Consider the following 25,769-nt stretch of genomic DNA (forward strand, 5'->3'; position numbering starts at 1 on the left):
GATTCGTCGGTCGGATTTTTTATGATGGAAGAAAAGTTGTAAGTTCAAGAATCGATGAGAAGATGTTCGTAAATTAGAGTTCAATAAAATAAATCGTCCTGAAAATAAAAGCTAAGTTTATTCACGAAGAACTAATTGAGGTGGGCGACGACTGGAAATAAGATGAAAGTATCAGTAAAAGGTGGTTTATCTATGGAAGGAGTGACATCATGCAGCTCAAAGAATCGATCTACTTTCACTCACCGATCTTCATCCAAAACTTGTTGACGACTTTACAAGGACGTCGCCTGTTCCACGAACGATATGGTCCAGCCTATCAACAACGCCTACAAGAACTGAAGCAGAAGTTAGGACGACCGAATGACATACGGGCGGAACAGTTGCATCGATTAAACGACTTCCTTTCTTTTTGCCAAACGCATAGTCCGTATTATCAGGAATTGTTTTCCTCTCTTGCGTTAGAGCTCCCTCTACGATCGATTGACGAACTAACACAAATTCCTCCTTTGACGAAAGAAATCTTACGACAACAAAATGAGGATGTCCATGCGCGCGTCCATGCTCCGATTCTCGGGAAAACGGGCGGTACGACCGGCAAATCGATTCAAGTCCATTACACGAAAGAAGACATGCAAATCCGCATGGCGCATCTCGACTTTTTCAAATGGACACATGGCGTCGATCAAGGGATGCGCCGTGCGAGTTTTACCGGTCAAATGCTTGCCTCGCCTCAACAAAAGGCACCGGTTTATTGGCGGACAAATAAAGTCATCAATCAAATGTTGTTCTCGATCAAAAACATCAATCCGAAAACCGCAGCTGCATATATTGAACAACTCAATCGGTTTCAGCCGGAATCAATTGATGGTTTGCCTTCAGGAATGATCGAAGTTGCACGATACGCTAAAAAATATGGTTTGACTTGCACATTTCGTCCAAAAGCGATTTTTCCGACGGCTGAGATGATGACGGCAGAAGAGCGAGCACTTGTCGAGGATGTTTTCCATGCGCCAATCTATGATCAGTATGCGTCTTCAGAAGGGGCTCCGATCGTCGCGGAATGTCCGTATGGCAAAAAACATTTACATTATGAGATGGGAATCATTGAACGCGATGAGGATGGCGAAATTCTCGTGACGAGCTTCGATACGCACGGCACACCACTTATTCGCTATCGAGTTGGAGATCGCATGACGCTCAGCCAGGAAACGTGTCCTTGTGGTCACCAAGGTCCGATCATCGCTTCGATTGACGGACGAGGACGAAGTTTCATCCAATTACGAAATGGACACCGTGTCTTTGAAGGGGAGCTCGCGGGAATCGTTCGAGCGTTCCCGAACTGTATCGAACGTGTGCAATATATTCAAGAGACGCGGGATGAGATTGTGTTATTGTATGTACCAGATGAACGGTGTTTCGAAAAAGAACACGAGAAGAAACTCTTTTTCGTTCTTGACCGATTGTTTGAAGGACAACTGAATGTCGTCATGCGTGCCGTACCCGAAATTCCGAAAGAAATCAGTGGAAAGACGCTACTGATTAAGCAACAGTATGTATGACATACGAAAAGGTGAGATCGCCGATGATCTCGCCTTTTCGTATGTCCTGAAACCATCAGTCGCGCGGACGCACCGGAATCCAGATGGCAGATTGATAATCGGCGGCAGACGGGTCGCCTGCCGAATAGACTTCGAGTTCTGCATGAGGTAACGGCTCATAACCATGTGACGGAAGCCATTCTTGGTAGATGCGGTGCCACATCTCTTGAATGGCGTGCGGCATCGGACCGACAACTGGGAACGTCGCCCAAAGACTCGCCGGAATCGTCATCGTTTCCTGACCAGGCAGGACTTCCGTTGTCGTCGTCGCGATCCAATAATCCATCGATGCTTCGGTGAAATTGGAGCAGACACCAATCACACCATCAATCTGACCGTCATTTTGTTTGAACAAGGTAGCATCTTGACCGGAATGATTCACATCATTCCAAAACAATGGAATCAGTTGCTGTTGGGCACCATCTTGCGTAGGGAAATGTTTTCGCCATCCTGAAATCTGTAAAGCAGGTCGTTCGATGAGTTGATAATCCATTTGATCCAGTCCCTTCAAAGTCACCTGAATGCTCAGGCGGTTATAGGCGTGAACCCGACGTCGCTCGTTTCTCATCAACGTCGGGGAACAACCATGCTGACGTTTGAAAGCTTTTGTGAAAGCTTCCGGTGTCTCATAACCAAAACGTAAGGCAAGATCGATGATTTTTTCGTCCGTCTGTGTCAATTGTTGCGCAGCAAGCGTCAGACGTCGCCCTCTGATGTATTCCGGTAAGGTCATCATCGCAAGTAAGGAAAACGTTCGTTGTAAAGTATACGTTTGCATCTGCGCCACGCTTGTCAAAACGTTGAGATCAATCGAGTCTTCTAAATGATCTTCGATATAGTCAATGACGCGTTGAATCGATTCGAGCCACATCTTGTCACCTCCTTGTTTTCAGTATAGTAGAGCGTTGATCATCGGACCTGTCCAAGGTGATATCAATTTGTCAGGATGCATGTTCCCTTGTATTTGTCATATTCTTGTCAGGTACATAGGCTATCGTAGAGACATCGAAACCGTTACTTCCCTTGCGAAAGGACGTGATGACATGGGTATCAAAGAGCAAATCTACAATCGCTCTCCTCTATTTCTCCAGCACCTCTTCACAACCCTCTATGGGTATCAATTGCATCGCGAACGTTATGGACCGGTCTATCAAGAACGGTTTCGGATGCTCCTCGAACGAGAACAATCGACGATCGACGTCAAAGCGGAACAACTTGACCGTTTAAATGACTTCCTTCGCTTTTGCATTGAATACAGTTCCTATTATCGTCAGCTCTTCATTTTGCATGGCATTCTTTTACCGTTAAAGGACCTATCCGAACTAAAACATATTCCTGTACTGTCAAAAGAAATATTACGAACGCAAATGGAGGACATTCAAACAGATGTTGTTGCGCCAATTATAGGGAAAACTGGCGGAACAACAGGCACATCACTGCAAGTACGATATACGATACCGGATATGCAAATTCGAATGGCCCATCTGGATTATTTTAAGGCGACCCACAATGTCTACCGTGGCATGCGACGGATCAGCTTTACGGCACAGGATCTCGTACCCGAGCGTCAACAGACGGACGTCTACTGGCGGATGAATCGAGCGGCGAATCAACTCTTATTCACGGTAAAACGATTATCCCCACGGACGATGGCAGCGTATCTTGAAGCCATCGAACGTTTTCAACCAGAAACAATCGATGGTCTTCCGTCAGCGATGATTGAACTCGCCCGGTTTGCGAAGCGAGAAGGGATCCGCTTGACATGTCAACCGATTGCGATTTTTCCAACGGCTGAACGAATCGATGCGGAAGAGCGCCAGGTCATCGAAGAAGTGTTTCATGGACCAGTTTTTGATCAATATGCATCGTCTGAAGGAGCACCAATCGTCTCGGAATGTCGACTTGGTCAAAAACATCTGCATCATGAGATGGGGATCATCGAACTCGATACAGACGGGGAGATTCTCGTGACGAGTTTTGATACACACGGCACCCCCCTCATTCGCTACCGGGTCGGAGATCGGATGACGCTCAGTCAGTGCACCTGTTCCTGTGGTCACCCGGGACCAATCATCGAATCAATTGACGGAAGGGGGCGGGCGTTCATCCAAAAACCGGATGGTCAAAAGATTTTTGAAGCGCAACTGTCGAGTATCGTCAAACATTTATCAAACAATATCGAGCGTATTCAATATGTCCAATCGACGCCGGATAGCGTATCGATCTACTACGTTCCTGACGCGGAGCGATTCAGCCAATCAGACGAACACCTTCTGATGGAGCGTCTGTACCGTTTATTTGGTCGTGATATCAAACTTGATGTCCAAGCCGTTTCATATATCGATGCTGAGGAAAGCGGAAAGATTTTGCTCATTAAATCAAGCTTAACAGGATAAAAGAAAGAGGTTGACCCAAAAAAAGAATGACGTGTCTTTTCACGCCCTGTCTTCAGACGAGACACGAGCCAGTTTTCCTGTTTCATTCAAGCAGGAAAGCGGGTCTTGTTTGTCTCTGACAGCGCAAAGATGCGCTTTTTCCTGTAAGAGTTGCGTGAAACGCGTCATTCTTTTGGTTATGAGATAAGGGTGGCAGATCATTATTTTACCACCCTTATCTTTGTAGAAACTGACTTTTGAGTCAGCCCCTTTCTAATTTCTTCTCACCATACCTCGTGTAAAAGTAAAAAGCATCTCCGCTGATAGTATTTCTAAAGATGTACCACGTTAAAAGTGTTAAAGTGCCTCATTGATTTAGATTTTTTTCGATATCCCTTACCTTTTGTAAAAGCCATTTTTTATTTTCTTTGTCTTTTACGATGATGAAATCTTCTGTTCCTTTAACAGCATAGATGGTGGATCCGACTGAAAAGAGATTCGATTGACTGTTCGCTTGGGGCATTTCGTATGCTTTTGTTTTCTTTAGTATCATACTAATTTTTTCTCCTTGTTGTTTAGATGCGTCCAATTCAGCTTCTGTTCCGTTATATTCTTTATTGTTCACAATGACGATCATGGCATAACTAGTTTCATCCTCTATACCGGTTTGATTGCATCCGAATAAAAATCCAATGAACACAATGACGAATATCCTTTTCATCGGAACCTCCTTATATGAGTATTTGTTGAATGGTAACGTAAATTCATAATAGGTAAAGGTCGCTTCCTTTACCAAATATAAGGTAAAATAAGGAAAAGGAGGAATGTAGATGAAGCCCCAGATTTTACTGTTAGGCATGTTCCATCTTGATCGACCGGCAAATGGTGATCTGATTCGTCCAGTAATTTTTGATGTCGCATCAGAGAGACGGCAACAGGAAGTTAAGGAAGTCGTTGTTCGATTGAACAGATTTCAACCGACTTGCATTGCTCTTGAAACGTCACCTGAACGCATAAGTGACCTGCAACATATATATGACACCTATCAACACGAGAGTGATTTAACCGCTAATGAACGGCAACAAATCGGCTTTCGCCTAGCCCGGATGGCAGGATTAGCACAGTTGCATGGAATCGATTGGAACGAAATCGTACCAGGCGTACCGGATTTAGGAATAGTCCGTTCACATCATCCGGAAGCTTTCGAGACAATCGTCACTGCTGAGATGAAGCGGACTGAACAGTTAGAGAACGCGATGGAGCAGTTATCCTTTTCAGAATGGCTCGATCGATTGCACGCTGAAGAGACGATTGCAGCGTCCGCTAAGGTCTACGATCAAATCGAACAGCTGGAAAACGGGCGGATTTGGATCGAATGCTACTGGCATGCCCGTAATCAAAAGATTGCCGATCGTCTACTGCAACTTGCCCAGACGACCGAGCGAATCGTCTGTTTGTACGGTGCTGCGCATCTTCCGCTATTAAGACAATACTTAAATGAATCGAACCAAGTTGTAGTGATGACATGGAACGATTGGAACAAGTATAAGGAGTGTATGTAAATGCTATTTCACTACCATATTTGGACACCACATTTGGAGGAAACAGAAGCCTGGTACACAGCACGCGGATTTCACGTTTCCCAGCGCATTGGGAAGAAAAATGGAGAATTTTCTTCGTTTAATCCACCTCTGACATGGAACGATTTTCGAACGGATAAGATTGTGTTTCGGATCATTGAAATGAAACGCGGGGCAGTGAACGTGACTATCGGGTACGGGAAGGTCATTCGCTTCGACCACATCGGATTTTTGATTCAATCAGATGACTTGCAAATGATCCTTGACCGTGCAGAAACACTTTCGTTTACAGCCCAACCGAATGAGCGTCGGACGTTCTTGCAGACACCATACGGATTACGGATTGAACTGCAAATCCATGAAGATGTGATTGCGGATACGGATGGAACGACACTTGAGCGTCTGATCCTAGCGACGCCGCTCGAAGGATTAGAGGCGGATTTAGCGAAACTGTTCGATCAACCGGTTCCGCAAATCCAAACCGTCCGCGGGGAGAAGACCGTCTTGCAAGAAGCAGTCTTTTCCGACGTATCGCTAGCAGGCACGGATCCGAACGGTGTTCAGCTCGTCTGCTCATAATCAACGAAGACTTTGATTGGGAGATCGGTCGATGCCATTAAGGCAGCGAAGCAGTTGGCGAGCTCCGAAAACGAAGTTTCCTGTTCGAACAAAGCAGGTAATGTCGCGTGACGATCGTTGGAAAAAAGCCAGTCCGCGTTCATATGGTAGCTCCAACCGTCACTCGATGCAATGATCTGAAGTTCCTTTGCATGAAACGTGGGCGTCAACGTCAAGGATTCACGGTTGCCGTCCGATAAGACGCAGATTGCACCATGAGGACGGACAGCGGATTGAAGTTCGGCAAAGGCCGCTTGACGCCCGGAACATTCGATGGCGGCGTCATACGTGTCTGAATCCGGCGTGACGATGTGTGCCCCTAATTGACGTGCTAATTCAGCTCGGGAGGCGAGCGGCTCGATGATATCTATCTGGCGAACGTTAACGTAATGCCGTAAGTAATGTACCGTCAACAAACCGATCGTACCCATTCCAGAAACTAAGACTCTCGCGTCGGGCGTCAATGTCAGTTTTCGGACGCCTTTTGCCGCGTCACAAGATAGAATCAGTAGCAAGGCTTCACGTGGTGAGACATAAGCAGGAATCAAAATGACCTTCGACTCAGGTACGACCGCTTGATCTTAATGACCATAGAAGCCGACGACCCGATCACCGGGTTTGACGGTTTGGACCGCTTCACCAACAGCAAGCACCTTACCGTAATTTTCATATCCGGTCTCTAGCGGATAGCCATAATCGGTTTCAGTCATATCTTGTTCAAGCCATTGAGAAAGTTCAGCACCGATACTGATGGCACCGGCAAGGGTGCGGACGTGGACGTCATGGATGCCGAGCGGCGGTAGGTTCCGAACGAGATAACCAGGCTTCTTCAGCTCAACGAGACAGCAGGTCGTTGTAGTGTTCAAAATGCAAACCCCATTTCAATAAAGAACCAAATATGTGTAAGCATACCACAATTCACTTGTAAAATATAACAATTCGATAGCGTATTTCATGTATGATAAAAATGGAGGAGGAGATTCTTGTATGGCATCTTTATTGATTTTGGCTTTGCTCGTGTTCGCATTCTTGACGTTTCGGTACAGTAAAATCCTTGTCCGAAAAGATATCTCTACCGCAAACAAACGACTCGCGATCGTCTTTTATTTGATTGCTGTCAGTGCACTCGGCGCTGTCGTCTATTTTAACGTATAAGGAGGATCATCCATGCACTCAACAACAAAACGACGAATCGGTGCGTATATCATCAACCAGGCTGTCTATCTCGGACTTTCCGTCGTCATCGAAAAAACGGTATTACGACGTGTGAAGTCAGAAGTCGTTCACGCCGTCGTGACACAACCGACGATCAGTTTTCTAGGAGAAGTCGCGCAATTAAAACTGTTGAATGGAAAAACGATTGGTGGTCAGATCTGTGGTATTCAGGTCGAGAGCGAGAACGGATTGCCGTTGACGACGAAACAAATCGTCCGTCGAACAGTTTATCGCGATACGGTCTCGTTGTTTAAGATTCGACCGTACTGGAAACCGTTTCTCGAGAACGGACAACGATTACCGGAAGATGACTTTGCGAGAACGATCGTCCGCTTGAACCAGGAGAAGCTAAAAAATGAAGCTTGATTTTCATGTCCATATTCCACTATCAATCCAGCAGTACTATCACGTAACAGCAGTTCAAGCAGGTATGACGCAAACGACTGAATTATGTGTTTTTCCGGGTGTGAATCATACTGTGACGGAGGCGATGATCGAACAACTGATTGTCTGGGTGAAGCAAGTCAAACTTCAAGGGGCGACAGATGGACTATATACGTTTTCTCCGCAGTAAGGTCGGTCAGGAAAAAGTGATGTTGAACTTTGCAGGTGGCATCGTCTTCGACGAAGAGGGACGCATTCTTCTACAAAAACGGCGGCAGCAACAAGCGTGGGGCTTTCCCGGCGGCGCACTGGAACTCGGAGAGTCGATTGTCGAAGCAGCCAAGCGTGAGATTTTCGAAGAGACCGGAATTCATGTCGCGATTGAACGTTTGAGTGGTGTTTATTCGCAGTACGAAGAGATTTATCCGAATGGGGATGTCGCCCAACCAATCGTTCATTTTTTTGTTTGCCAAGTCAATGGAGGACAGTTAACGATCGACTCCAATGAATCATTGGACATTGCCTTTTTTGAAAGAGACCAGATGCCAGAACTCTATAGCGACTTGCATCAAGTCGCCTGGAACGATTTTTTGACGGAAATGGGTCCGGTCTTTCGATAATGAAAAACATCCTTCTGATTTTGACGTCAGAGGGATGTTTTTGCATGCTACACGTTTAGCGTTCGAATCCGCCTTCGGAATGAATGACTTGTCCGGTCACCCAGCCACCGTCTGGACTAACGAGGAATTGAATCAATCGTGCAACGTCTTCCGGCGCACCGATTCGCCCAAATGGAAAACTAGGTTTAAGCGCTGTCCGTGTTGCTTCATCCATCCAAGTCGAGTCAGTCGGACCCGGATTGATGGCATTAACGGTGATACCAAGCGGTGCTACGGCTGCCGCATACGTCTTCGTAAATGTTGACAATGCACCTTTCGTCGTAGCGTACGCAATCTCGTCAGCCATTGGACCGAGGTCTTGTCCGGACGTCAATTGGATGATACGACCGGAAGTTAGATGTGCTTCAGCAAATCGCTTTGTAAAACGTGTCGCGAGTAATAGCGGTGCCCGGAGATTAACGGCATAGTGTTGGTCGAGGCTTGCTGCATCGAGCGTTTGCCAATCTGTCATTGTCGAATGAGCAGCGTTATTGATCAGGATGCTTGGTGCTCCAACATCTTCTATGCGTGCGAATAACTCGTCAGCAGCATTTGATTGACTTAAATCAAGTTCAATCGCAAGGACTCGGGCACCTTGATTTTCGAGTTCGGTTGTAAAACTAGCCGCCCAATCCGCTGTTGCTTTAAAATAAGTAAAGACCAGGTCATGTCCAGAAGAGACAAGTTGGCGGCAGATTGCAGCTCCGATGTCGCGTGTCTGACTGGCACCGGTCACGATGGCAATCGATCGTTTTGTCATATATATGCTCCTTTTAAGTAGATGGATTTGTAAAAACCAAATGTTTACAGAATCAGTATAACGGAATGAAGAGAAGAAGAGAAAGCGTTATCATGATTTAACATACTAAATAATTGCATGTTTATACCTAAAGTGTGGTAAAGGAAAAGTGTACAAAATCATTCGTTAAACAGGTAGGGAAGGGTGAATCAATCATGAAAGCAATCGTATTATTCGATGGAGAATGCAATCTCTGTGACGCGAGCGTCCAGTTCATCTTAAAACGAGACCAGGGGTACCATGATTTTGCATCGTTACAAGGGGAGACAGGGCAAGAACTCGTAAGGCGCCACAATCTCCCGGAAACGATTGACAGTGTCGTCGTAATTGACCGGGGTGTACCGTATATCAAATCGGATGCTGCGTTACGGATTGCCGGTCATTTAGGAGGTGGATGGCGTCTGTTGAGAGTGCTTCGCATTGTTCCACGTTCACTCCGGGATCGCGTCTATGATTTCGTTGCAAACAATCGTCATCGTTGGTTTGGACAAAAGCAGCAGTGTGCACTGCCGTCTCCGGAGACACGTGCTCGATTTCACGACTAAATATGAAAAACCGCGACGAATCGGTCGCGGTTTTCTTCTGTTCATTAGTTGGTCACATGCAACCAGTGACAACTTGGCAACGGATTGCCGAGGAAACTTAAACCTAAATCATGGGCTTGGTGGATTGTTTCAAAACAATCGTCTCCTTCATCCAGATATACTTCATGGTGCGGTGATTGGAGATGTGTTCCTGCGATACGCCAAAGATTTGCATGATGCGCTACCTTGATTTCGTAGTCGATATTAGGTGAGACGACGAGCGGATTGCCGACAGAGTGGTGGAGCGTATATCGTGCTTTTGATTGATCTGATAAATAGACCCGCTGAGTCGACGCTACATCTTCTCGATATAACTGATGACGAGCATCAAAAGATCGGGTAGGGTTTGCTTGTTTTGATAGTTGATGAGTGGTTTCACCATCAAATGTCAGGACTTCTGTAAAGGTGCGATACTCTTTTGAAAAAGGCGAATATTGTCGCGCATCGCCTTCGAAATAACGATGCGGAGAAAACGGATTCGGGTTCATGAGAATTGGAGGAGCAATGAACGTCAGTACACGCAATCGGTAAGAAGAAACCTTCTTATGTGAAGCGGATAGCGGGTACAAAGAAAAATAGAGCACGAATTGTTCAAATTCTCGTTCACGGTCTTGTTCCTGTTTTATCTGATTCGTAACGCGAGCGAACGTCTCGATCATCCGTGCGAATGGCATCGATTTTCTTGAAATTGGACGGAGCACCCGGATTTCAAAACGTGTAAATTGTTCAGGGTTAATCGTTCCTTTCCATTCGGGTGACGCAGTTTGACCTAATCGATGCCCATCTTGAAATACCGTATAATGCGATACCTCTGGGATTTCACCCCACAACAGTCGGACAGCATGATCTTGTTGGATCAGGACAGTCATTTTTCGGTTCCAGAACAAATCATCTGTACTTGAAACAAGAGCGGTGACGATACGTGTCTTCGAATCTGAATCGATCAGTTCGAATGACAAAGGCTCAAATAAAGGAAGTGTCTCCGTTTGATAGCTATTCGAGTTCTGAATGAAACACGGTCTACTATTTAATAAGAGACGGACGTTACTTGTCCCTTCCCAGGTGAGACAAACAGTTTCTCCACTTTGTTTGATTTGAATATGATTGATGTCAATCATGAGACTGATCGCTCCTTACACGAATTCTGAAAGAAAACCCCTTCCACTTCGAAATCAGAAGGGAAGGGGGAACGTCATAGTAAGCCTTTAGCGACTTCTAGTTTTTCTTGATCGTGTTTTAATTGTTTTTTCAAGTCATGCACGTGATACATCTCATGATCGATCATGTATCCGGCGATTGCTGCGTGAGTCTGAATGGCTTTGTTCAGCTGTTCAGTCAAGAATTTTCGAACGTCAGGAGAAGCCGTTTCTGTAATTGCAACAGCATAAGCGCGGACAAGTGATTTGCTGCTGATCAAGAAGTCTGTCGCAATCAACTCGTCGACTGGGACGGCTAATGAATTTCGAGTGTTTCATGGATTGCAAGTGGTGATTTAGCCATCGATCTCACTCCTTATCATGTAACATACGTTTGACAGTATCTTTGACGTTTTGCATACCTGTTTTTTCTGCTAGGTCGTGGTGAAGTTTGTGTGCCGGTACCTTCATGTTCGGAATATTTCCTTGCGGTGCAGGATTTTCTAGATGAACGAATTCACCGGTTCCATCCTGCGCTTCCCCTTGAGCCCAGCGACCTTCTTTTGAAGCTGTGCCTTCCGATAGGTCCCAGAACTCATAAGCATGCGGTTGCGCTTCCATCTCATCTTCCGGTGCGAAAGTAGCAGGCACGACAACTCCATTTTTCGTCTCCAGTTCTTCGATCGCAGCCATCCATTGATACTGATGATACCGGTCGCGAGCGAGCATCTTACGGAAGGTAGCGCGAACGCCTTCATCCGTCGTCATATGATAGAGGCGAGCGACCTGAAGACGACCTTGTGATTCAGCATGTAAATTCGAACGCATGTCTGCCAATAAGTTACCGCTCGCGACGATATAAGATCCGTTCCACGGAATGCCGTTGGCGTTCGATGGCAGTCCACCGAGACCGCTGACAAGAAGATGCTGTGGATTCATACCCCCGAGAATTGCTGCCGTCGCTGGATCTTTGGCAGCTTCTGCCTGATCATCCGGTGACGCCCCGTCGAGCAATTGAGAAATGAGGGAACACAGCATTTCAACGTGCCCGATTTCTTCCGTCCCGATATCCATCAGCATATCCTTGTACTTTTCTTCACCACGGCAATTGAAGCCTTGGAAAAGATATTGCATCATGACCGTCATCTCACCGAATTGTCCACCGAGTACCTCTTGCACGGCCCGAGCAACCTTTGGATCGGGTCGATCAACCTTGACTTCGAATTGTAATTCTTTTTGATGGCGAAACATGAAAAGAACCCCCTTTAAGTTTTAAACATATGCGATTTACACATGTTATATACCTTAATCAGTTTCTTTCAAACCTGTTTTACCTTATTTTTCGATAGGTTGAAGTGAACGTTTAATCAAAGAATGACTTTTAGGATCATTGATCCATTCAGTGATGTTGTTAAAGATGAAGAATGTCTCGTTCAAGATGGACCGTCGCCACTGTTTATTTTTAGGGATGTAAAGTGCATCGAATCGCTCTCTAATCCGTCGAGGGGCAACTGCTTGATTGAAAAAGAGACGATTTTCATCAATCGTTGCTTTTAACGTTCGGAGTAGGGCAAAAGGATGCTTTCCAAGCGTTCCACACTCTAATGTTAAACCTAAAAAACCGATGTGTCGCTTTTTTGTTTCTTCATACAGATAGTTTAACCATTCTCCTTCAATTGCATAAAACTGTTGATCTCGTGGTTGATCGACGATCGGATAACGTGTGTATACTTCTACCTCCCTAGCGTGTCGTGGATCTTCCGACGACATGACGAGTTGGACTTGACCCGCTGGTCCATAACCCGTATGGTAAGCAGATAGTGTATCGACGAGCCGACTTAACACATCGGAGAAGTAAGCGTCTTGCGTATGTCCGCCATAATAGAATCCGGTCGGATGCTTGAATTGTCCAAGTGTCGCAGCCTTTAAAAAAGCGTGTGGACCTAGACGAAGCAAGTCGTATAAGACATGCAGTGTAAACGGTATGTAATCCAGACGCCGTCCTGAACCTGACCGTTTTATAAACAAAGATTGCAACTCATCAAAACCCGGATTGCGTAAATCTGCCTTTGAAAAATCGTGAATCGCGTTTCGATTTAAATTGAGGTTATGCTGTGTTTCTTTTCGATGATGTTTCATCCCATATGCATTAATACCATGGATCAGCAAAATATCGACTTCTCCCGTATTTACCTGTTTCATATGGTCTGATAAAAACTGGAGCTGCATGGCACTCCCTGCGTACCCTTCGATTCCATGTAGTCCACTGGTTAGGATCAATAATGTTGAATTATTACCGGACTGGCCGTGCCACCAATCGGAATAGAGTGACGCTCGTTGTTCCAGTGAATCATGCGTTAGCTTCGGATAATGCTGAGAAAGAATGCACTGTGCAGTCTCATTGAAACGTTCGCGTGCTGATTCATACGTTCCAGAAAAATAATGAAGCATGGTTATTCCTCCTTATTCATCAAGCATGAACTCGAGGAGCAATCCAGTGATAATGTCGAACTGAGAATTTCTAAGGCATGATCTTTTGCGACAGCGGTTTCTGCTGCCGTACAGTCTGCAGGGACATGAATGGCATATTCCCGCATATAGGCGTCATTTGCTGTAAATAAGATACACATGTCGGTCGTTAGACCGGTGATGATAAGACGCGAGACATCCAAATGCTTCAATAAAATATCGAGCTGAGTACCGAAAAAACCTGAGTGCTTGGGCTTGATGATGAAGTAATCATCCTCTTCTGGATGAAGTGCTTCGATGAGTACATCCCCAAGACCCCCGCGGCACTCATCAATGATTTGATTGACATTTTCCTGCCACAGACCAAAATTGTCATTGACGTAAATCACGGGAATATTTTGACGTTTACAATGTTGTTTTAATTTTGTGAGTGGTGAGAGGATAGGGAGCGTTTGTTGCATTAACTGCTCAGCTCCTTCAAAATCCATCTTATTAATGACGTCAATGATCAACAATGCTGTATTTTCTTGAACAGTCATGGTGGACTCCTCTCATAAAAAAGTAATCAAATAATGATAAGGCGAATAGAGTTGGGCTTTAGAGATAAAAATCTCGGAAGGGGAGGCTGATTCACGGGCTCCCCGGACATCGATTAAACAGCGATAAATAAGTGATTCCAATTCAGCGATGAAATCAGAGTATTGATACAAAGCATCATTCAATCGTCTTTTGCGGTGATCCTCCATCAAGACGATGCAGGGGTTGGTTTCTTTCAGTGCCATTGCACTGAAGACAGTTTTATGCTGTTTAAAATCTTGATTTAAACAGTGAACGATTTGATTTAAATCAGCTTCCACGTTCTTCACTTCCTAGTTGTAGATTATTCATACTGTTATTGTACATGTTATTGGTTGTGTTCCACTCTTCATCACGAGGTAAACGGATAAAAAAGTCAGATCCTTTTCCGATTTCTGAATGAACGGTGATTCTCCCACCATGCGCTTCGATGATTTCCTTACAAATCGGTAAACCGAGACCTGTTCCTTGAACTTGGAGGTGGTCTGCTTGTTCGACACGGTAATACGGATCAAAGAGGTAGGGAAGATCTTGTTTTGGGATACCATATCCGTCGTCGCTAATGGTGATGACGATTTCAGCTTCACAGCACGCTAACGAGATTTGGATATTTGAATCAACGGGAGAGTATTTTATCGCATTATTCAAGATGTTTAATAAGACCCTCCGGATTTTTTCTTGGTCAGCCGTAATCAGGCAAGGACCGTCAGTTTGGATTTGCAAATGATGCGTCGATGTCGCAACGTTCAACCACTCTGTTAACTCGATGAGCATATGTTCGATGCAAAATGATTCTAACTGATAGGATTCTTTTTGATGACTAAGTCGCTGATAATCTAGGAATTCGGTTAACAGTTGACTGAGTCGCTGTGTCTCACTCCGCATGGTTTCTAAATATTTTCGCTGTTTTGAAGGAGATAACGACCGGTGTAACATTAATTCACTGAACCCTTCGATGGATGCAAGTGGCGTTCGAAGCTCATGTGATAAAACCGAAATGAAGTTTTGCTCCTTTTTAGCATGGTTGACTTCAACTGTGCGTTCACGAAAAACAAATAGAATACCTTGACGTTCGGGTAAAAATTCTGTGTAAAGTCGTAAATGACGATCGTCTGGCATTGAAAAATCCTGAGCTGGAATAACTGATGCGTGGTCAAAGCCTGCTTTGATTTGTTCGACATATGCATATAACGCCTCTGTTTCGAGAATCAACGGTTCGAAGGCTTCGATGACGAATGCTAAGTTTTCAGATTGGTTTTCAGAAGGTGACCAGTTCGGAAATAATTGATGAAACACGCGATTCGTAAAGATATTCGTATTCGTCACATCGACGAATAAGATAGCTTCTCGTAAACCATTTAAAATGCGCTGAATCAATTGATGGTGTTCTTTTATACGGATGTCATCAAGCAATCGCATCAACCCGATATTTAATAAATGAGTCGTTTTCTGAAGTGCGACAGTCTCAGTAAAACGATGATTAAATTGTAACGTCAATGAACCAATGAATTTTGACGGACTGTGTAAAGGGAGAGCACATAACGTCAACTGCTCCTTCTCGATTAGATGGATGGATGTATCTAGCTCGGTCTTCGCTTCTAACTCCAACCGTTCTTTGTCATAAATTTGTTCGTCTGATAGTGCGATATGGACAGGTTCAAAATTCTCCGACTGCGGTGAAAAATAGATATGAGCCGCCCGAAAATGACTACCGATTACTTGTAGCCAGGTGTGAAGACCTGAAGTAGATTGATGACGCAAAATTTGAGTGGCTAACTGATTTTGAAATTGAAGTTGTCGCTCGATTGTTTTTTGTTGGTATAAAGACTCTTGAAGTTGTAAATTAGCAACTTGTGTTTGCTGGTGTTCAAATGCGAGCAACGTCGTCATTTGTTGCATCGATCGCCCAAGTGTACCAATTTCATCGTAACGGTTCTGAAAATCATTCTGTTCCAATCGATCAGGCTGTTTCGTTTGATCGACGAGATCGAGTAAATCTGTTCGAAAAGACCGCACAAGTCTTAAAATCAAGTAACTGAGAAGACAAAAAGCGATGATCATCACACCAAAGGCGTAGCGTAATACTTCAGCGGTTCTTTGTTGTAGCGACTGCTGTGCGTTTTTCTCTTCATTATGAATCATTCGAAAGTAGTCGTTAACGACGAAGTCAGACTGCTGAACCAGCTTTTGATTATCCGTACGTATTTGCAAAGTGACTTCCTGTTCCAAAAATCTTGAAAATTGAACGAGTTGATGCGCAAATCGTTCGTCTGATGGATCTGAATAACGTTGACTGAACGATTCAACGTTTTTTTGTAAACGTTTCAATCTTTTATTGATTTGCTTCAGATCATCTTGATCATTAAAATCAATTTGTTGGACTTGGAGATTGACTTGTTGTGCTTCATTCCAAAGCGTGCGAGCTTGCGTTTTTTGTAATGTGATCTTCTGTGATGAAGTTCGGTGTTGCTCTAGCTCTTTTTGAGCAATGTAAAATGTTAAGACGCTGATGCTTGCAAAAATTAAGAAATTCGAAAACAATAAAATATAAAACCGATGGAACATACTTGATGAGAGCCAATTCATGACAAGACCTCTTTCTAAAAAATATATAAATAAACTTTAAACGTACATGTTTAAAAGAATCTTATCATAGACTTGAAATAACTAAATAATTTGCTTCATCAAATTAAAATATCATTTTACTTTTTCCGAGAAATGCCTAGATTTTGACACTTCATATCCTTTAAGATAAACGATATACATATGTGCAAAACCACTATAAACGACACTTTAAGCCATACTATTGATTGTGAAAATGAGTGAGCTTCTGTACTATGTCTATATAAAGGAAAGAAAAAGAAGGTGAAATGGATGAAGATGACTCGCTCTACGGACTATGCCATTCGTGTGCTTATTTTCGCAGCGTCGCATCCGACTCGGCTCGTGCAAATTCAGGAAGTGGCAACCCATTATGATATTTCTAAAAATCATTTGATGAAGATTGTCCATTCATTGAGCAAGTTTGGTCTCATCATTTCTGTACAAGGTCGTAATGGTGGGTTCAAATTAGCAAAATCCCCAGAAACGATTACGTTAGGAGAAATCGTTCATTTATTTGAAGAAGTATCCTATCTTGAAAATGTGACAGTTCCAAATAAAAATGGTAGTTTGCAAAACACACGACAAGCGTTCGATCAAGCATTCACGTCCTTTACACACGCGCTGCAGGCATATACGTTACAAGATTTAATCGCGCCAACGATGAACGATTGATGGAAGAGTCAGAGAGGAATAGATGATCTCTGGCTCTTTATCCGTGTACATATTCCAGTCATGCAGATTTTTATCAGATGATCATATTAAATATGATTATAACTAGTATCTTTTATGTTACTATAAACAAGATTCGGAGGCTATTCGAATCTTAGTTTTGAAACAAAAACATGTACACTTTGTACTTGTTTTTGTGGTATAACTTTACAGAAGGGAGGTTTTTTTCCCAATTCACCTGCTTGATTTCATACAGGACTCTTACTGTCCATTCACATAAAGGATTAAAGGCATTCGTCCGTTGATCCATGCAAAAGGGAGGGTTTCGGTATGTCCGAAATGACCATCGAAATGTTCGTTCACTTCGTTCAACATTTAGTACATTCTCCACGATTCATCGTCCAGCGTCAGCATGAACACGAGGACGCTTATATGTTTGAAATTCGAGAGTTGAATCTATCGCGTGTCTCAAAAGCCGTATTGCTTCATAAAACAGTTGATCTTCTTCAGGAAAAGACGTCAGAAGATACTCGCGAAACGTTGACGAATGAACTGGTCACTCTATCACAAAAGACATTAATGAAGTCAGATACGATTGCTACACTTAAAGTGGAGTCTACAATAGATGACTCATTGCATCTTACATTTTCAGAAGACAAAAAGATCTGGTTTTCTGGAAATCTTGATACAGAAGAAGCGATCAATCGATTCACAGAACATTTTCAAAGCGTCATAACTGACGATCGAACGTCTTATTAAATAAAGCAGGTCGAGCCACATCAGTGGTTCGACCTGCTTTTGTCTTATCTTATGCCTATTGCGTCATTCGTGTGATCATCGAGCGTTAAACGAGCTGGACCTTCGAAGGGATTATTATAGACAGTTGACGTGACACATAACGAATCAAACGGCAGCTGAAGTAACTAGTGATACCAAGCGGCGAAACGTTTTACATCTAAAAGACAGTGTTCAAACAGTGCACAATGAGAGGAAACGAAATCGACATAATAATCTCATGCTTCATTTTTCATACATGTTCATTTCAGCGAGCACATCTTAATCCCTATAATTGGAATATGTTATGATGTATCAGGAAAATCATTTACGAATTGGAAAGGAATGATGATATGGAAACCATCATCTGTACGACGTGTGGTGTCGAACAAATCAATCCGCATCGCGAAACGTGTCCGATTTGCTTAGAAGAACGACAGTATGTCAATCCGACCGGTCAAACATGGACGACACTCGCTGCCATGCAAGCGTCAGGAACGTACCAAAATATCATTATGGACGACGGAGCAGGTGTCTATGCGATTCAGACGACACCAGCATTCGGCATCGGTCAAACGGCATATCTCGTCCAAGGAAAATCGTTCAACCTGTTATGGGACTGCATTACATATCTTGATTCCGCAACGAAAGAGCAGCTTGACGAATTAGGCGGGCTTCAGGCGATCGCTTTATCACATCCGCATTATTACGCGACACAAGTCGAATGGGCGGAGACTTTTGACGTACCGATCTATATTCATGAAGACGATGCGTCGTTCGTGACGCGACCAAGTGAGCGCATCGTATTCTGGAGTGGTGAATGCTTGGAGTTAACGGAAGATTTGATGTTACATCGCGTCGGTGGTCACTTCAAAGGAGCAGTCATCTGTGAACGAAAAGATGCGTCAGCAGGACTTTTATTGACAGGAGACATCATTCGAATCGTTGCCGATCGGGCATGGGTCAGTTTCATGTACAGTTATCCGAATATGATTCCGCTTCCTGCAAAGACGGTCGCGCGCATGGCAGAAACGATACGCCCGCTTCGCTTTGAAAAATTATATGACGCCTTTTATCGGAAGATCGAAACCGGTGCGTCTGAAGCTGTAGCGCGCTCTGCAGAGCGGTACATTGCTGCCTTGAACGGAGACTGGTTCACGACATGAAGTCGCGCTTGATCGTCATCCGTGGAAACTCCGGTAGTGGAAAAACGACGCTAGCTAAGGCATTACGATCGGTCTTACCGGATAGTATCCTGTTTTCGCAAGATGTCATCCGTAGAGAAATGTTGAACGTAAAAGATGGACCAGGAAATCCGACGATTCGCTGGATCGAGGAGTTGGTTGGACTTGCTGACGGACGTCATGCGACGATTCTGCTAGAAGGAATTCTCGCACAGGATTGGTACGGTGAGATGATTGACCGGTTGGAACGACGCTTTACTTCACGGTACGTGGCATATTATTTTGACGTTTCATTCGAAGAAACCGTCCGTCGCCACGCAATGCGCCAGCCGACGGAGTTTTCTGAGACGGATATGAAACGCTGGTGGATTGATCAGGATCACCGCCCGACGGATCGTCTGATTGCTGAGGATAGATCCATAGAAGCCATGATTCAGATAATAAAGCGTGAGCAGATAGGAGAGAGTCAATGACACACTATATTTTTGACATGGATGGAACATTGTTTCAAACAAATGCTGTGCTTGCGCATACGTTAGAAGAGGTCTTTCATGAATTGCGTCAGACGGGGCGCTGGGAAGGAGAGACTCCACTCGCGCTCTATCAGAAGATCATGGGCGTCTCGCTACCGAAAGTATGGGAGACATTACTTCCGGATTTTTCAGCCGCAGACCAACAGGTTGTGGATCAAAAGTTTCGACATAGCTTAGAGCAGGCAGTCAAGTCCGGGCATGGTTGTCTATATCCAGGAACGGTCGAGTTGCTCGCTCGTTTGAAACAAGCGGGTCACTCGGTCTATATCGCTAGTAACGGGTGGCCGTCCTACCTATCAGCGATCGTAACGACGTATGGTCTTGAGGCGTATATCGATCATGTCTATAGCATTGAAGACATTCGTTACGGCGATAAATCAGCACTCGTACGAGAGATTTGTAAGACGCACGACATCTCGTCCGGATACGTCGTCGGCGACCGATTGTCCGATTTCAAAGCGGCGCAAGCGAACGGACTAGTAGCAATCGGTTGCCAGTTCGATTTTGCGCAAGAGCAGGAACTCGTAGTCGCGGACCGAATCGTAACAGAGCTGAGTGCTGTCTACTAAAAAAAGAGCCGTCTTCTGCGGAAGACGGCTCTTACTTGTAGCAATTATTCTGCCCACCAGAGGGCATCATCTGGTTTTTTTGCGATCGACGCGACTTCTTTTTCACTCGATACAGTCGGATGCGATCCTTTAAGTGCTTTACCGGCTGTATTTTTAAAGAGGAAGAAGAACGTGACGAATCCGATGACGCTGACTGCTGTTAAATAGAAAGCAGGAGCGAGCGGATTTTGCGTCTCATGGACGAGCCAAGTCGAAACGAGTGGCGTCGTTCCACCGAAGATCGAGACCGAGACATTGAACGTCACGGATAGTGTCCGGTAGCGGACATCCGTATAGAAGATACTTGGTAGCAGACTAGGCATCGTTCCTTCAAAGATCGCCAAGAAGAATCCGAGGATGAAGATTCCGATTCCGACGAACAAGAGTGGTTTAAGACCAATCAAGAAGAACGACAGGATCGAAAGCAACGATAGTCCTGCTAACGCGAAGAGGACGATATTGCGATTGCCTTTTTTATCACTTAGTTTTCCGAAGAAATAAGCGAGTGGAATCATGATCACCATGACACCGGTGATGAGAATCGTACTTGTCGAACTTGACATACCAATGACTTCATCAAGGTATGATGGCATGTAGGACAAGAGCATATAGTTCGTAATGTTGAAGAACGCGACAGCAATGAAACAAAGGATGATATCACGCTTATGATCGCGTAAGATTTCGCGGAATGTCGCGGGTTCTTCTGTATTTTCATTAATCTCATTTTCGAAGATTGGCGACTCATCCAAATGACGACGTAAATAGAGACCGAATAAACCGAGTGGTGCTCCAAGGATGAATGGAATCCGCCATCCCCAAGATGCCATTTGATCATCTGATAAAGTGACAAAAAGTGTTGTAGCAAGTAATGAGGCAAGAATGTACCCACCGAGTGTTCCGATTTCAAGACCACTTCCAAGAGCACTCCGTTTGTTATCAGGTGACGACTCGGCAATGTAGACCATTGCTCCGGCATATTCTCCGCCAGTCGAGAACCCTTGTAAGATGCGGGCTAATAGTAAAAGGATGGGTGCCCAAATTCCAATTTGATCGTAGGTCGGTAATAATCCGATGATAAGCGTTGAACCGGCCATCATAACAATTGTCGTCGTTAAGACGACCTTCCGTCCAAGTCGATCTCCGATGCGTCCAAAGACGATTCCGCCGATTGGTCGCATTAAAAAAGCGATCGCAAAGGTCGCAAAAGTAAAGACAAGCTTCAGTTCATCATTTTCAACAGCGCTAAAGAAGTTTTGACTGATGATGATTGCGAGATAGGAATAAAGACCAAAATCGAACCATTCCATCGCATTCCCAATTCCGGTCGCGTAGACACTCTTTTTGGTTTGCTGCATGTCAACGACATTGACTTTTTCTTTTCTGAATTTCATAAGTTCTGTTCACTCCCTTTGATAAGTTTGTATCGTACCATAGGGAGAAATGAAGTCAAGTTACCAATGTGCTTAACCAATTGAAAATGACTGAAAACGGCTCTATGCCGGGGGTTGTCAAACCGTTGATGCTCTAAGGACGAACAGGGGTGTGCATTTTTTATGAAAAAAATTGAAATTTTTTTAGATGTTTTCTTAAAATCGAAACAATTTTCATGTGTTTTCATAATTTAAAAAATCAGTAATCCGCCTATAGAAGGAGGGCAGGAGGACCATATTTTGGTAAGTTAAAAACTCAGATGGAAAAGTGAAGGAGGAGTACATATGAAAAAGAAATGGATCGCAATTCTGGTTATCGGTCTCATTGTAATAATTGGTGGTTGGTATGTCAGTTTTAAAGAATCACAAGTATCTGGTTTTCCGGTGCCGCGATTTGCTACGGCAATTGAAAAACAAGGTGAGTGGAAGATCAAAACTCGACTTGTCTCGGAAACCGATGGACCGGGTTTACTGTATAGAACTCGGATCCGACAAGCCGGTTGGGAAGAATTTGATCGTGAAGGCGCAACCGCGTGGTATGAAAAAGAAGGGAAAGTGGTTGCCTTGACGACATTTGATGGGGAACTGTATCTCGAAAATTCTAGTAAAGAAGACATTCGATTATAAAATCACAAAATGAGGCCATGATTGGATTATTGCTGTAAGAACTTCAAAAGGATTGCATGGCACTGGCTCATGCAATCCTTTTTGTTTTAATCGTCTTTAGAAGAGGAGAGTTGTTTATGGGTCTTAGAATCATAAATTTTATAGGAAATCGGGAACTGATGATTCTTCGTTGAAATGACGCGACAATAATAGGGCACGTCTTCTCCGTACGCTCCTAATTCCGGATTTTCTAGGAAGGTGAAATCCTCATAATCCTCTGTTGAGTCGAAAATAATAGAAATGGAGTGAGTCTTGCCCGAGTTTTCCTCTACATAACAGTCACCTTTGATGACAGCATGGTTCTTGAAAACGATCTGCGTAAGGCTAGGAACCGTCCAGTAGAGTAGTCCAACTCCAAATAACGTGATCAAGATGAATTGAAGTTTGGTTTTAAATGATTCTGTTGAGTCTTTCCATGTACTAATCGTAAAAAAAACGCCGCCAAAAAGTGTAATGATTCCGAGGATGAGCATTCCATAGTATTGAATAAGTTCACGATTCATTCAAGTTTGCTCCGTTTCTCATAAATATAGTCCGTTCGCCTGGACGACGAAGTGTGAATGTTCGTAGTGGTAGGTGATGACGGAATAGTCGAACGGACGACCGTTTGTTAAGTGAAAGACTGTCTCGATCGTCAATCCAGGATCGCCCTCGGCGAGATCCAGATGACGAGCCGTCTCTGCGCTTAATTTCCCGACGTGCATGTACATATCCGAGAATCCAATGTTCAATTGCAGTGCTGTCTCTAAATATTCGAAGATCGATTGTTCGACGATTTCGCGATTTAAGTACGGAACGATCGATTGACGATAATAAGACTCTTCGAGACAGAGGATTTTGCCGTCAATGAAACGGATTCGCTTAACGTAATAGACTGTCTCACCCGATTCGATCCCAAGATTCTTCGCGATATTATCCGTTGCATCGATTGGTTCGAGTACGAGAACAGTTGACTCAATCGTATGACCGACGAGATTCTGCTTGAATCCTTGAGTCGAGAACAGTCGAATATAGCCGGTCCGATTCGTCTTACGGACAAAAATCCCGCTTCCACGGACTTGAAAGATGATGCCTTTTCGTTCAAGCAATTCGAGTGATTTTGTCATCGTCGTTTTACTGACGGCGAACTGCCGGATTAGTTCTTCGAGGATGGGTAGTTTGTCGCCTTGCTTTAACTCATGTTTTTCTATGTATTGCTCGATTTCATCGGCAGTTTGCTGGTATTTCAGCATAGGACACCTTCTTTTCTCACGAACTGATTTCTAATGTGAGTTTAGCATATTATTGATGTCTCCAAAATAGAATAGTTAATTAAATTATTTATGTATTGATTAATTGTGCATGTACAATTAAAATGAAAAGGTATTCAACGCTTCATATTCAGGGGAGGTACACAATATGGGCAAGGTTCGCGATTATCAAAAACTGGCGCACTCGATTTTAGAAGCGGTCGGAGGAGAAGAAAATATCATCAGTGCTGTTCGATGCGCTACACGACTTCGTCTTGTCTTAAAACGTTCAGATCCAGTAGCCAAAGAAACGGTCAGTGCATTACCTGGCGTCATTACGGTCGTTGAGTCTGGCGGGCAATTTCAAATCGTCATTGGTCAACACGTTGGAGAAGTCCATCAAGAATTTGTGAAACTCGTCGATCTAGAGCAACCGGACACGGAAGAGGCACCGAAAGGGACGGTCCTTAACCGAATCATAGCGACGATGTCAGCCGTTTTTGCACCGTTCGTTTATATTTTAGCTGCAGCAGGGATTCTGCAGGGAACATTGATTTTAGCCACACTTGCTTTTCCGGCATTCGCGAAGACGGGCACTTATGAAGTCTTCAGCTTTATCTCGTGGGCGCCTTTTACGTTCTTGCCAATTTTCATTGCCATCACGGCAGCGAACCATTTTAAAGTCAATGCATTCATTGCCGTTGCGTGTAGTGCGGCACTGGTCAGTCCAACATGGGCAGACATCGCGGCGCGCATTACTGCAGGTGAATCCATCACGTTTCTAGGAATTGCTTTATCCGGAACAACTTATACATCATCGGTCTTACCTCCATTATTCCTCGTCTGGATTTTGTCCTACGTCGAACGATTCCTGAACAAGACGATCCACGAAGTCGTTCGTCCATTGTTCGTGCCATTCTTTAGTATGGTGTTGATGGTTCCATTCACGATTCTCTTGATCGGACCGATTACGACACTTGGTGCAGAAGGGATTGCAAATGGGTATAACTACTTAGCAGAGAATGCTCCTGCGGTCGCTGGTCTGATCATTGGTGGCTTCTGGCAAGTCATCGTCATCTTCGGTGTCCACTGGGGTGTCACGCCGATGGTGCTTGCGAACTTCGAACAATATGGTCGTGATTCATTCCAGGCGTATCAAACGATTGCCGTCATCGCCCAAATCGGTGCTGTCATCGGCGTCATCTTAAAAGCACGAAACAAAGAAACAAAAAAAGTCGGTGTCTCAGCAGGACTAACAGGTATCTTCGGCATTACAGAACCAGCCATCTATGGTGTGACGCTTCGTTTTAAGAAACCGTTCATCTACGGTTGTATCTCTGGTGCGATCGGCGCTGTCACGGCGAGTTTCTTTAAACCGTATTACTTTGCTTACGCCGGATTACCGGGACCATTGACGCTCGTCAACGGAATCGATTCCGACTACCCGTCGTCCATCATCGGTTTATTGATCGGAACAGCGATTGCCTTGATCCTGCCGATTGTCTTGATTCAAGTATTCGGTTTTGGTGAACAAGCAGGACCAGTCGTCGCAACGGAAACGACAGCGACCCCTGTTGTTGAACAAGAAGTCAGTGTGACACTAACGAACGAAGAGACGCTACGTGCACCGCTTGAAGGAACAATCGTTGCCTTATCGGATGTACCGGATCCCGTCTTTGCTTCGGGGGCAATGGGTCAGGGAGTAGCGATTCGTCCAACAGGCAATGTGGTAAACGCACCATTTGATGGGACTATCGTCATGATTGCCCCGTCCGGCCACGCAATCGGGCTACGGTCAACGACTGGCGTTGAAGTTCTGATTCATGTCGGACTTGAAACGGTGACGCTCGACGGTAAACCGTTCACGTTACACGTCAAAGAAGGTGAAGCTGTGACGATCGGTGACCGCTTGTTGACGTTTGATGCGACAGCAATTGAAGCGCATGGACTCGAGACGATTACGCCGATCATCATCACGAACACCCAAAGTTATGCGCAAATCTTACCGACGGACGAGACCGCCACGACGGCAAACACAAGGATTTTAACAATCATCAAGTAAGAGAAATAGAAGGAGGA

General features: G+C 44.4%; 31 protein-coding genes. 16 read left to right on the top strand and 15 right to left on the bottom strand.

Annotation, left to right across the window (positions count from 1 at the left end; all coding sequences use genetic code 11):
- Positions 1-209: 209 nt before the first annotated feature.
- Complete coding sequence (locus BW42_RS03495) at positions 210-1,559, top strand: phenylacetate--CoA ligase family protein (protein ID WP_035407506.1); 1,350 nt, start codon at positions 210-212, stop codon at positions 1,557-1,559.
- A 55-nt stretch (positions 1,560-1,614) separates the two neighbouring features.
- On the opposite strand, the gene BW42_RS03500 is transcribed toward BW42_RS03495, so the two are convergent.
- Positions 1,615-2,469 carry an AraC family transcriptional regulator gene (locus BW42_RS03500; RefSeq protein ID WP_035407510.1) on the bottom strand — a complete coding sequence of 285 codons (855 nt, stop codon included), beginning with the start codon at positions 2,467-2,469 and terminating at the stop codon, positions 1,615-1,617.
- Positions 2,470-2,641: 172 nt separating this feature from the next.
- Here BW42_RS03500 and BW42_RS03505 point away from each other — a divergent pair, with 172 nt between their 5' ends.
- Positions 2,642-3,994 (top strand): phenylacetate--CoA ligase family protein, encoded by a 1,353-nt coding sequence (locus BW42_RS03505; RefSeq protein ID WP_035407513.1) that lies wholly within the window; start codon positions 2,642-2,644, stop codon positions 3,992-3,994.
- Positions 3,995-4,340: 346 nt separating this feature from the next.
- Here the strand turns inward: BW42_RS03505 and BW42_RS03510 are convergent, their stop codons facing one another.
- Positions 4,341-4,694: a hypothetical protein gene (locus BW42_RS03510; RefSeq protein WP_035407516.1), complete on the bottom strand. Its 354-nt coding sequence runs from the start codon at positions 4,692-4,694 to the stop codon at positions 4,341-4,343.
- A 109-nt stretch (positions 4,695-4,803) separates the two neighbouring features.
- Between BW42_RS03510 and BW42_RS03515 the strand changes: the two genes are divergently transcribed.
- Positions 4,804-5,535, top strand: a complete 732-nt coding sequence (locus BW42_RS03515; protein WP_035407518.1) for a DUF5694 domain-containing protein — start codon at positions 4,804-4,806, stop codon at positions 5,533-5,535.
- Positions 5,536-6,132: a glyoxalase/bleomycin resistance/dioxygenase family protein gene (locus BW42_RS03520; protein ID WP_035407521.1), complete on the top strand. Its 597-nt coding sequence runs from the start codon at positions 5,536-5,538 to the stop codon at positions 6,130-6,132.
- Here the strand turns inward: BW42_RS03520 and BW42_RS03525 are convergent.
- Both BW42_RS03525 and BW42_RS15970 read right to left on the bottom strand, forming a co-directional pair.
- Positions 6,114-6,719: a hypothetical protein gene (locus BW42_RS03525; protein WP_052019001.1), complete on the bottom strand. Its 606-nt coding sequence runs from the start codon at positions 6,717-6,719 to the stop codon at positions 6,114-6,116. The genes BW42_RS03520 and BW42_RS03525 overlap by 19 nt on opposite strands.
- Positions 6,720-6,752: 33 nt before the next feature.
- On the bottom strand, positions 6,753-7,037 hold the full coding sequence (locus tag BW42_RS15970) for an alcohol dehydrogenase catalytic domain-containing protein (RefSeq protein ID WP_052019002.1): 285 nt from the start codon (positions 7,035-7,037) through the stop codon (positions 6,753-6,755).
- A 121-nt stretch (positions 7,038-7,158) separates the two neighbouring features.
- Between BW42_RS15970 and BW42_RS16245 the strand changes: the two genes are divergently transcribed.
- From BW42_RS16245 to BW42_RS03540, 4 genes are read left to right on the top strand one after another with little or no spacing between them, the layout of a single operon-like run.
- Positions 7,159-7,326: a hypothetical protein gene (locus BW42_RS16245; RefSeq protein WP_155960143.1), complete on the top strand. Its 168-nt coding sequence runs from the start codon at positions 7,159-7,161 to the stop codon at positions 7,324-7,326.
- A 12-nt stretch (positions 7,327-7,338) separates the two neighbouring features.
- Positions 7,339-7,752: an RDD family protein gene (locus BW42_RS03530; RefSeq protein ID WP_035407525.1), complete on the top strand. Its 414-nt coding sequence runs from the start codon at positions 7,339-7,341 to the stop codon at positions 7,750-7,752.
- Positions 7,742-7,960, top strand: a complete 219-nt coding sequence (locus BW42_RS03535) for a hypothetical protein (protein ID WP_035407528.1) — start codon at positions 7,742-7,744, stop codon at positions 7,958-7,960. Before BW42_RS03530 ends, BW42_RS03535 begins: the two co-directional genes overlap by 11 nt.
- Positions 7,932-8,390 carry an NUDIX hydrolase gene (locus tag BW42_RS03540; RefSeq protein WP_035407531.1) on the top strand — a complete coding sequence of 153 codons (459 nt, stop codon included), beginning with the start codon at positions 7,932-7,934 and terminating at the stop codon, positions 8,388-8,390. Before BW42_RS03535 ends, BW42_RS03540 begins: the two co-directional genes overlap by 29 nt.
- A 55-nt stretch (positions 8,391-8,445) precedes the next feature.
- Here BW42_RS03540 and BW42_RS03545 read toward each other — a convergent pair whose 3' ends face one another.
- On the bottom strand, positions 8,446-9,195 hold the full coding sequence (locus BW42_RS03545) for an SDR family oxidoreductase (RefSeq protein WP_155960144.1): 750 nt from the start codon (positions 9,193-9,195) through the stop codon (positions 8,446-8,448).
- Between the two features lie 188 nt (positions 9,196-9,383).
- On the opposite strand from BW42_RS03545, the gene BW42_RS03550 reads away from it, so the two are divergent.
- The gene (locus tag BW42_RS03550) at positions 9,384-9,773 is read left to right on the top strand and encodes a thiol-disulfide oxidoreductase DCC family protein (protein ID WP_035407536.1); all 390 of its coding nucleotides are present in this window, start codon (positions 9,384-9,386) and stop codon (positions 9,771-9,773) included.
- A 44-nt stretch (positions 9,774-9,817) separates the two neighbouring features.
- Here BW42_RS03550 and BW42_RS03555 read toward each other — a convergent pair whose 3' ends face one another.
- From BW42_RS03555 to BW42_RS03585, 7 genes are all read right to left on the bottom strand, one after another.
- Positions 9,818-10,930, bottom strand: coding sequence for a hypothetical protein (locus BW42_RS03555; protein ID WP_035407538.1), 1,113 nt, complete (start codon positions 10,928-10,930; stop codon positions 9,818-9,820).
- 74 nt (positions 10,931-11,004) lie between these two features.
- Positions 11,005-11,247: a spore coat protein gene (locus BW42_RS03560; protein WP_052019003.1), complete on the bottom strand. Its 243-nt coding sequence runs from the start codon at positions 11,245-11,247 to the stop codon at positions 11,005-11,007.
- Positions 11,248-11,317: 70 nt separating this feature from the next.
- On the bottom strand, positions 11,318-12,199 hold the full coding sequence (locus BW42_RS03565) for a manganese catalase family protein (protein ID WP_035407540.1): 882 nt from the start codon (positions 12,197-12,199) through the stop codon (positions 11,318-11,320).
- Positions 12,200-12,283: 84 nt separating this feature from the next.
- Entirely contained in the window at positions 12,284-13,399 is a 1,116-nt protein-coding gene (locus tag BW42_RS03570; RefSeq protein ID WP_035407542.1) for a M14 family metallopeptidase, read from the bottom strand.
- Positions 13,400-13,401: 2 nt separating this feature from the next.
- Positions 13,402-13,956 (bottom strand): cysteine hydrolase family protein, encoded by a 555-nt coding sequence (locus BW42_RS03575; RefSeq protein WP_035407544.1) that lies wholly within the window; start codon positions 13,954-13,956, stop codon positions 13,402-13,404.
- A 12-nt stretch (positions 13,957-13,968) separates the two neighbouring features.
- Complete coding sequence (locus BW42_RS03580; RefSeq protein WP_035407545.1) at positions 13,969-14,274, bottom strand: hypothetical protein; 306 nt, start codon at positions 14,272-14,274, stop codon at positions 13,969-13,971.
- Positions 14,264-16,579: a cell wall metabolism sensor histidine kinase WalK gene (locus BW42_RS03585; protein WP_035407548.1), complete on the bottom strand. Its 2,316-nt coding sequence runs from the start codon at positions 16,577-16,579 to the stop codon at positions 14,264-14,266. The genes BW42_RS03580 and BW42_RS03585 overlap by 11 nt, the downstream gene beginning before the upstream one ends.
- Positions 16,580-16,867: 288 nt before the next feature.
- On the opposite strand from BW42_RS03585, the gene BW42_RS03590 reads away from it, so the two are divergent.
- The 5 genes from BW42_RS03590 to BW42_RS03610 all read left to right on the top strand — a co-directional run bounded on the left by BW42_RS03590 (position 16,868) and on the right by BW42_RS03610 (position 20,326).
- The gene (locus tag BW42_RS03590; RefSeq protein WP_035407550.1) at positions 16,868-17,269 is read left to right on the top strand and encodes an Rrf2 family transcriptional regulator; all 402 of its coding nucleotides are present in this window, start codon (positions 16,868-16,870) and stop codon (positions 17,267-17,269) included.
- Between the two features lie 327 nt (positions 17,270-17,596).
- Entirely contained in the window at positions 17,597-18,025 is a 429-nt protein-coding gene (locus tag BW42_RS03595; RefSeq protein WP_035407552.1) for a hypothetical protein, read from the top strand.
- A 368-nt stretch (positions 18,026-18,393) separates the two neighbouring features.
- A complete protein-coding gene (locus BW42_RS03600; protein WP_035407555.1) occupies positions 18,394-19,206 on the top strand; it encodes a hypothetical protein in 813 nt (270 codons plus the stop codon).
- Entirely contained in the window at positions 19,203-19,697 is a 495-nt protein-coding gene (locus tag BW42_RS03605) for an AAA family ATPase (protein ID WP_035407558.1), read from the top strand. Before BW42_RS03600 ends, BW42_RS03605 begins: the two co-directional genes overlap by 4 nt.
- Positions 19,694-20,326, top strand: coding sequence for an HAD hydrolase-like protein (locus BW42_RS03610; protein ID WP_035407561.1), 633 nt, complete (start codon positions 19,694-19,696; stop codon positions 20,324-20,326). The genes BW42_RS03605 and BW42_RS03610 overlap by 4 nt, the downstream gene beginning before the upstream one ends.
- A 44-nt stretch (positions 20,327-20,370) precedes the next feature.
- On the opposite strand, the gene BW42_RS03615 is transcribed toward BW42_RS03610, so the two are convergent.
- The gene (locus BW42_RS03615) at positions 20,371-21,756 is read right to left on the bottom strand and encodes an MFS transporter (RefSeq protein ID WP_035407564.1); all 1,386 of its coding nucleotides are present in this window, start codon (positions 21,754-21,756) and stop codon (positions 20,371-20,373) included.
- Positions 21,757-22,080: 324 nt separating this feature from the next.
- Here BW42_RS03615 and BW42_RS03620 point away from each other — a divergent pair, with 324 nt between their 5' ends.
- Positions 22,081-22,422 (top strand): hypothetical protein, encoded by a 342-nt coding sequence (locus BW42_RS03620; protein ID WP_035407566.1) that lies wholly within the window; start codon positions 22,081-22,083, stop codon positions 22,420-22,422.
- Positions 22,423-22,508: 86 nt separating this feature from the next.
- Here the strand turns inward: BW42_RS03620 and BW42_RS03625 are convergent, their stop codons facing one another.
- The gene (locus BW42_RS03625) at positions 22,509-22,964 is read right to left on the bottom strand and encodes a hypothetical protein (protein WP_035407569.1); all 456 of its coding nucleotides are present in this window, start codon (positions 22,962-22,964) and stop codon (positions 22,509-22,511) included.
- A gap of 18 nt (positions 22,965-22,982) precedes the next feature.
- Positions 22,983-23,693, bottom strand: a complete 711-nt coding sequence (locus BW42_RS03630) for a GntR family transcriptional regulator (protein WP_035407572.1) — start codon at positions 23,691-23,693, stop codon at positions 22,983-22,985.
- 166 nt (positions 23,694-23,859) lie between these two features.
- Here BW42_RS03630 and BW42_RS03635 point away from each other — a divergent pair, with 166 nt between their 5' ends.
- The gene (locus tag BW42_RS03635; RefSeq protein WP_035407575.1) at positions 23,860-25,752 is read left to right on the top strand and encodes a beta-glucoside-specific PTS transporter subunit IIABC; all 1,893 of its coding nucleotides are present in this window, start codon (positions 23,860-23,862) and stop codon (positions 25,750-25,752) included.
- Positions 25,753-25,769 lie beyond the last annotated feature (17 nt).

Source organism: Exiguobacterium sp. RIT341, from assembly GCF_000632205.1.
Taxonomy (GTDB): domain Bacteria; phylum Bacillota; class Bacilli; order Exiguobacteriales; family Exiguobacteriaceae; genus Exiguobacterium_A.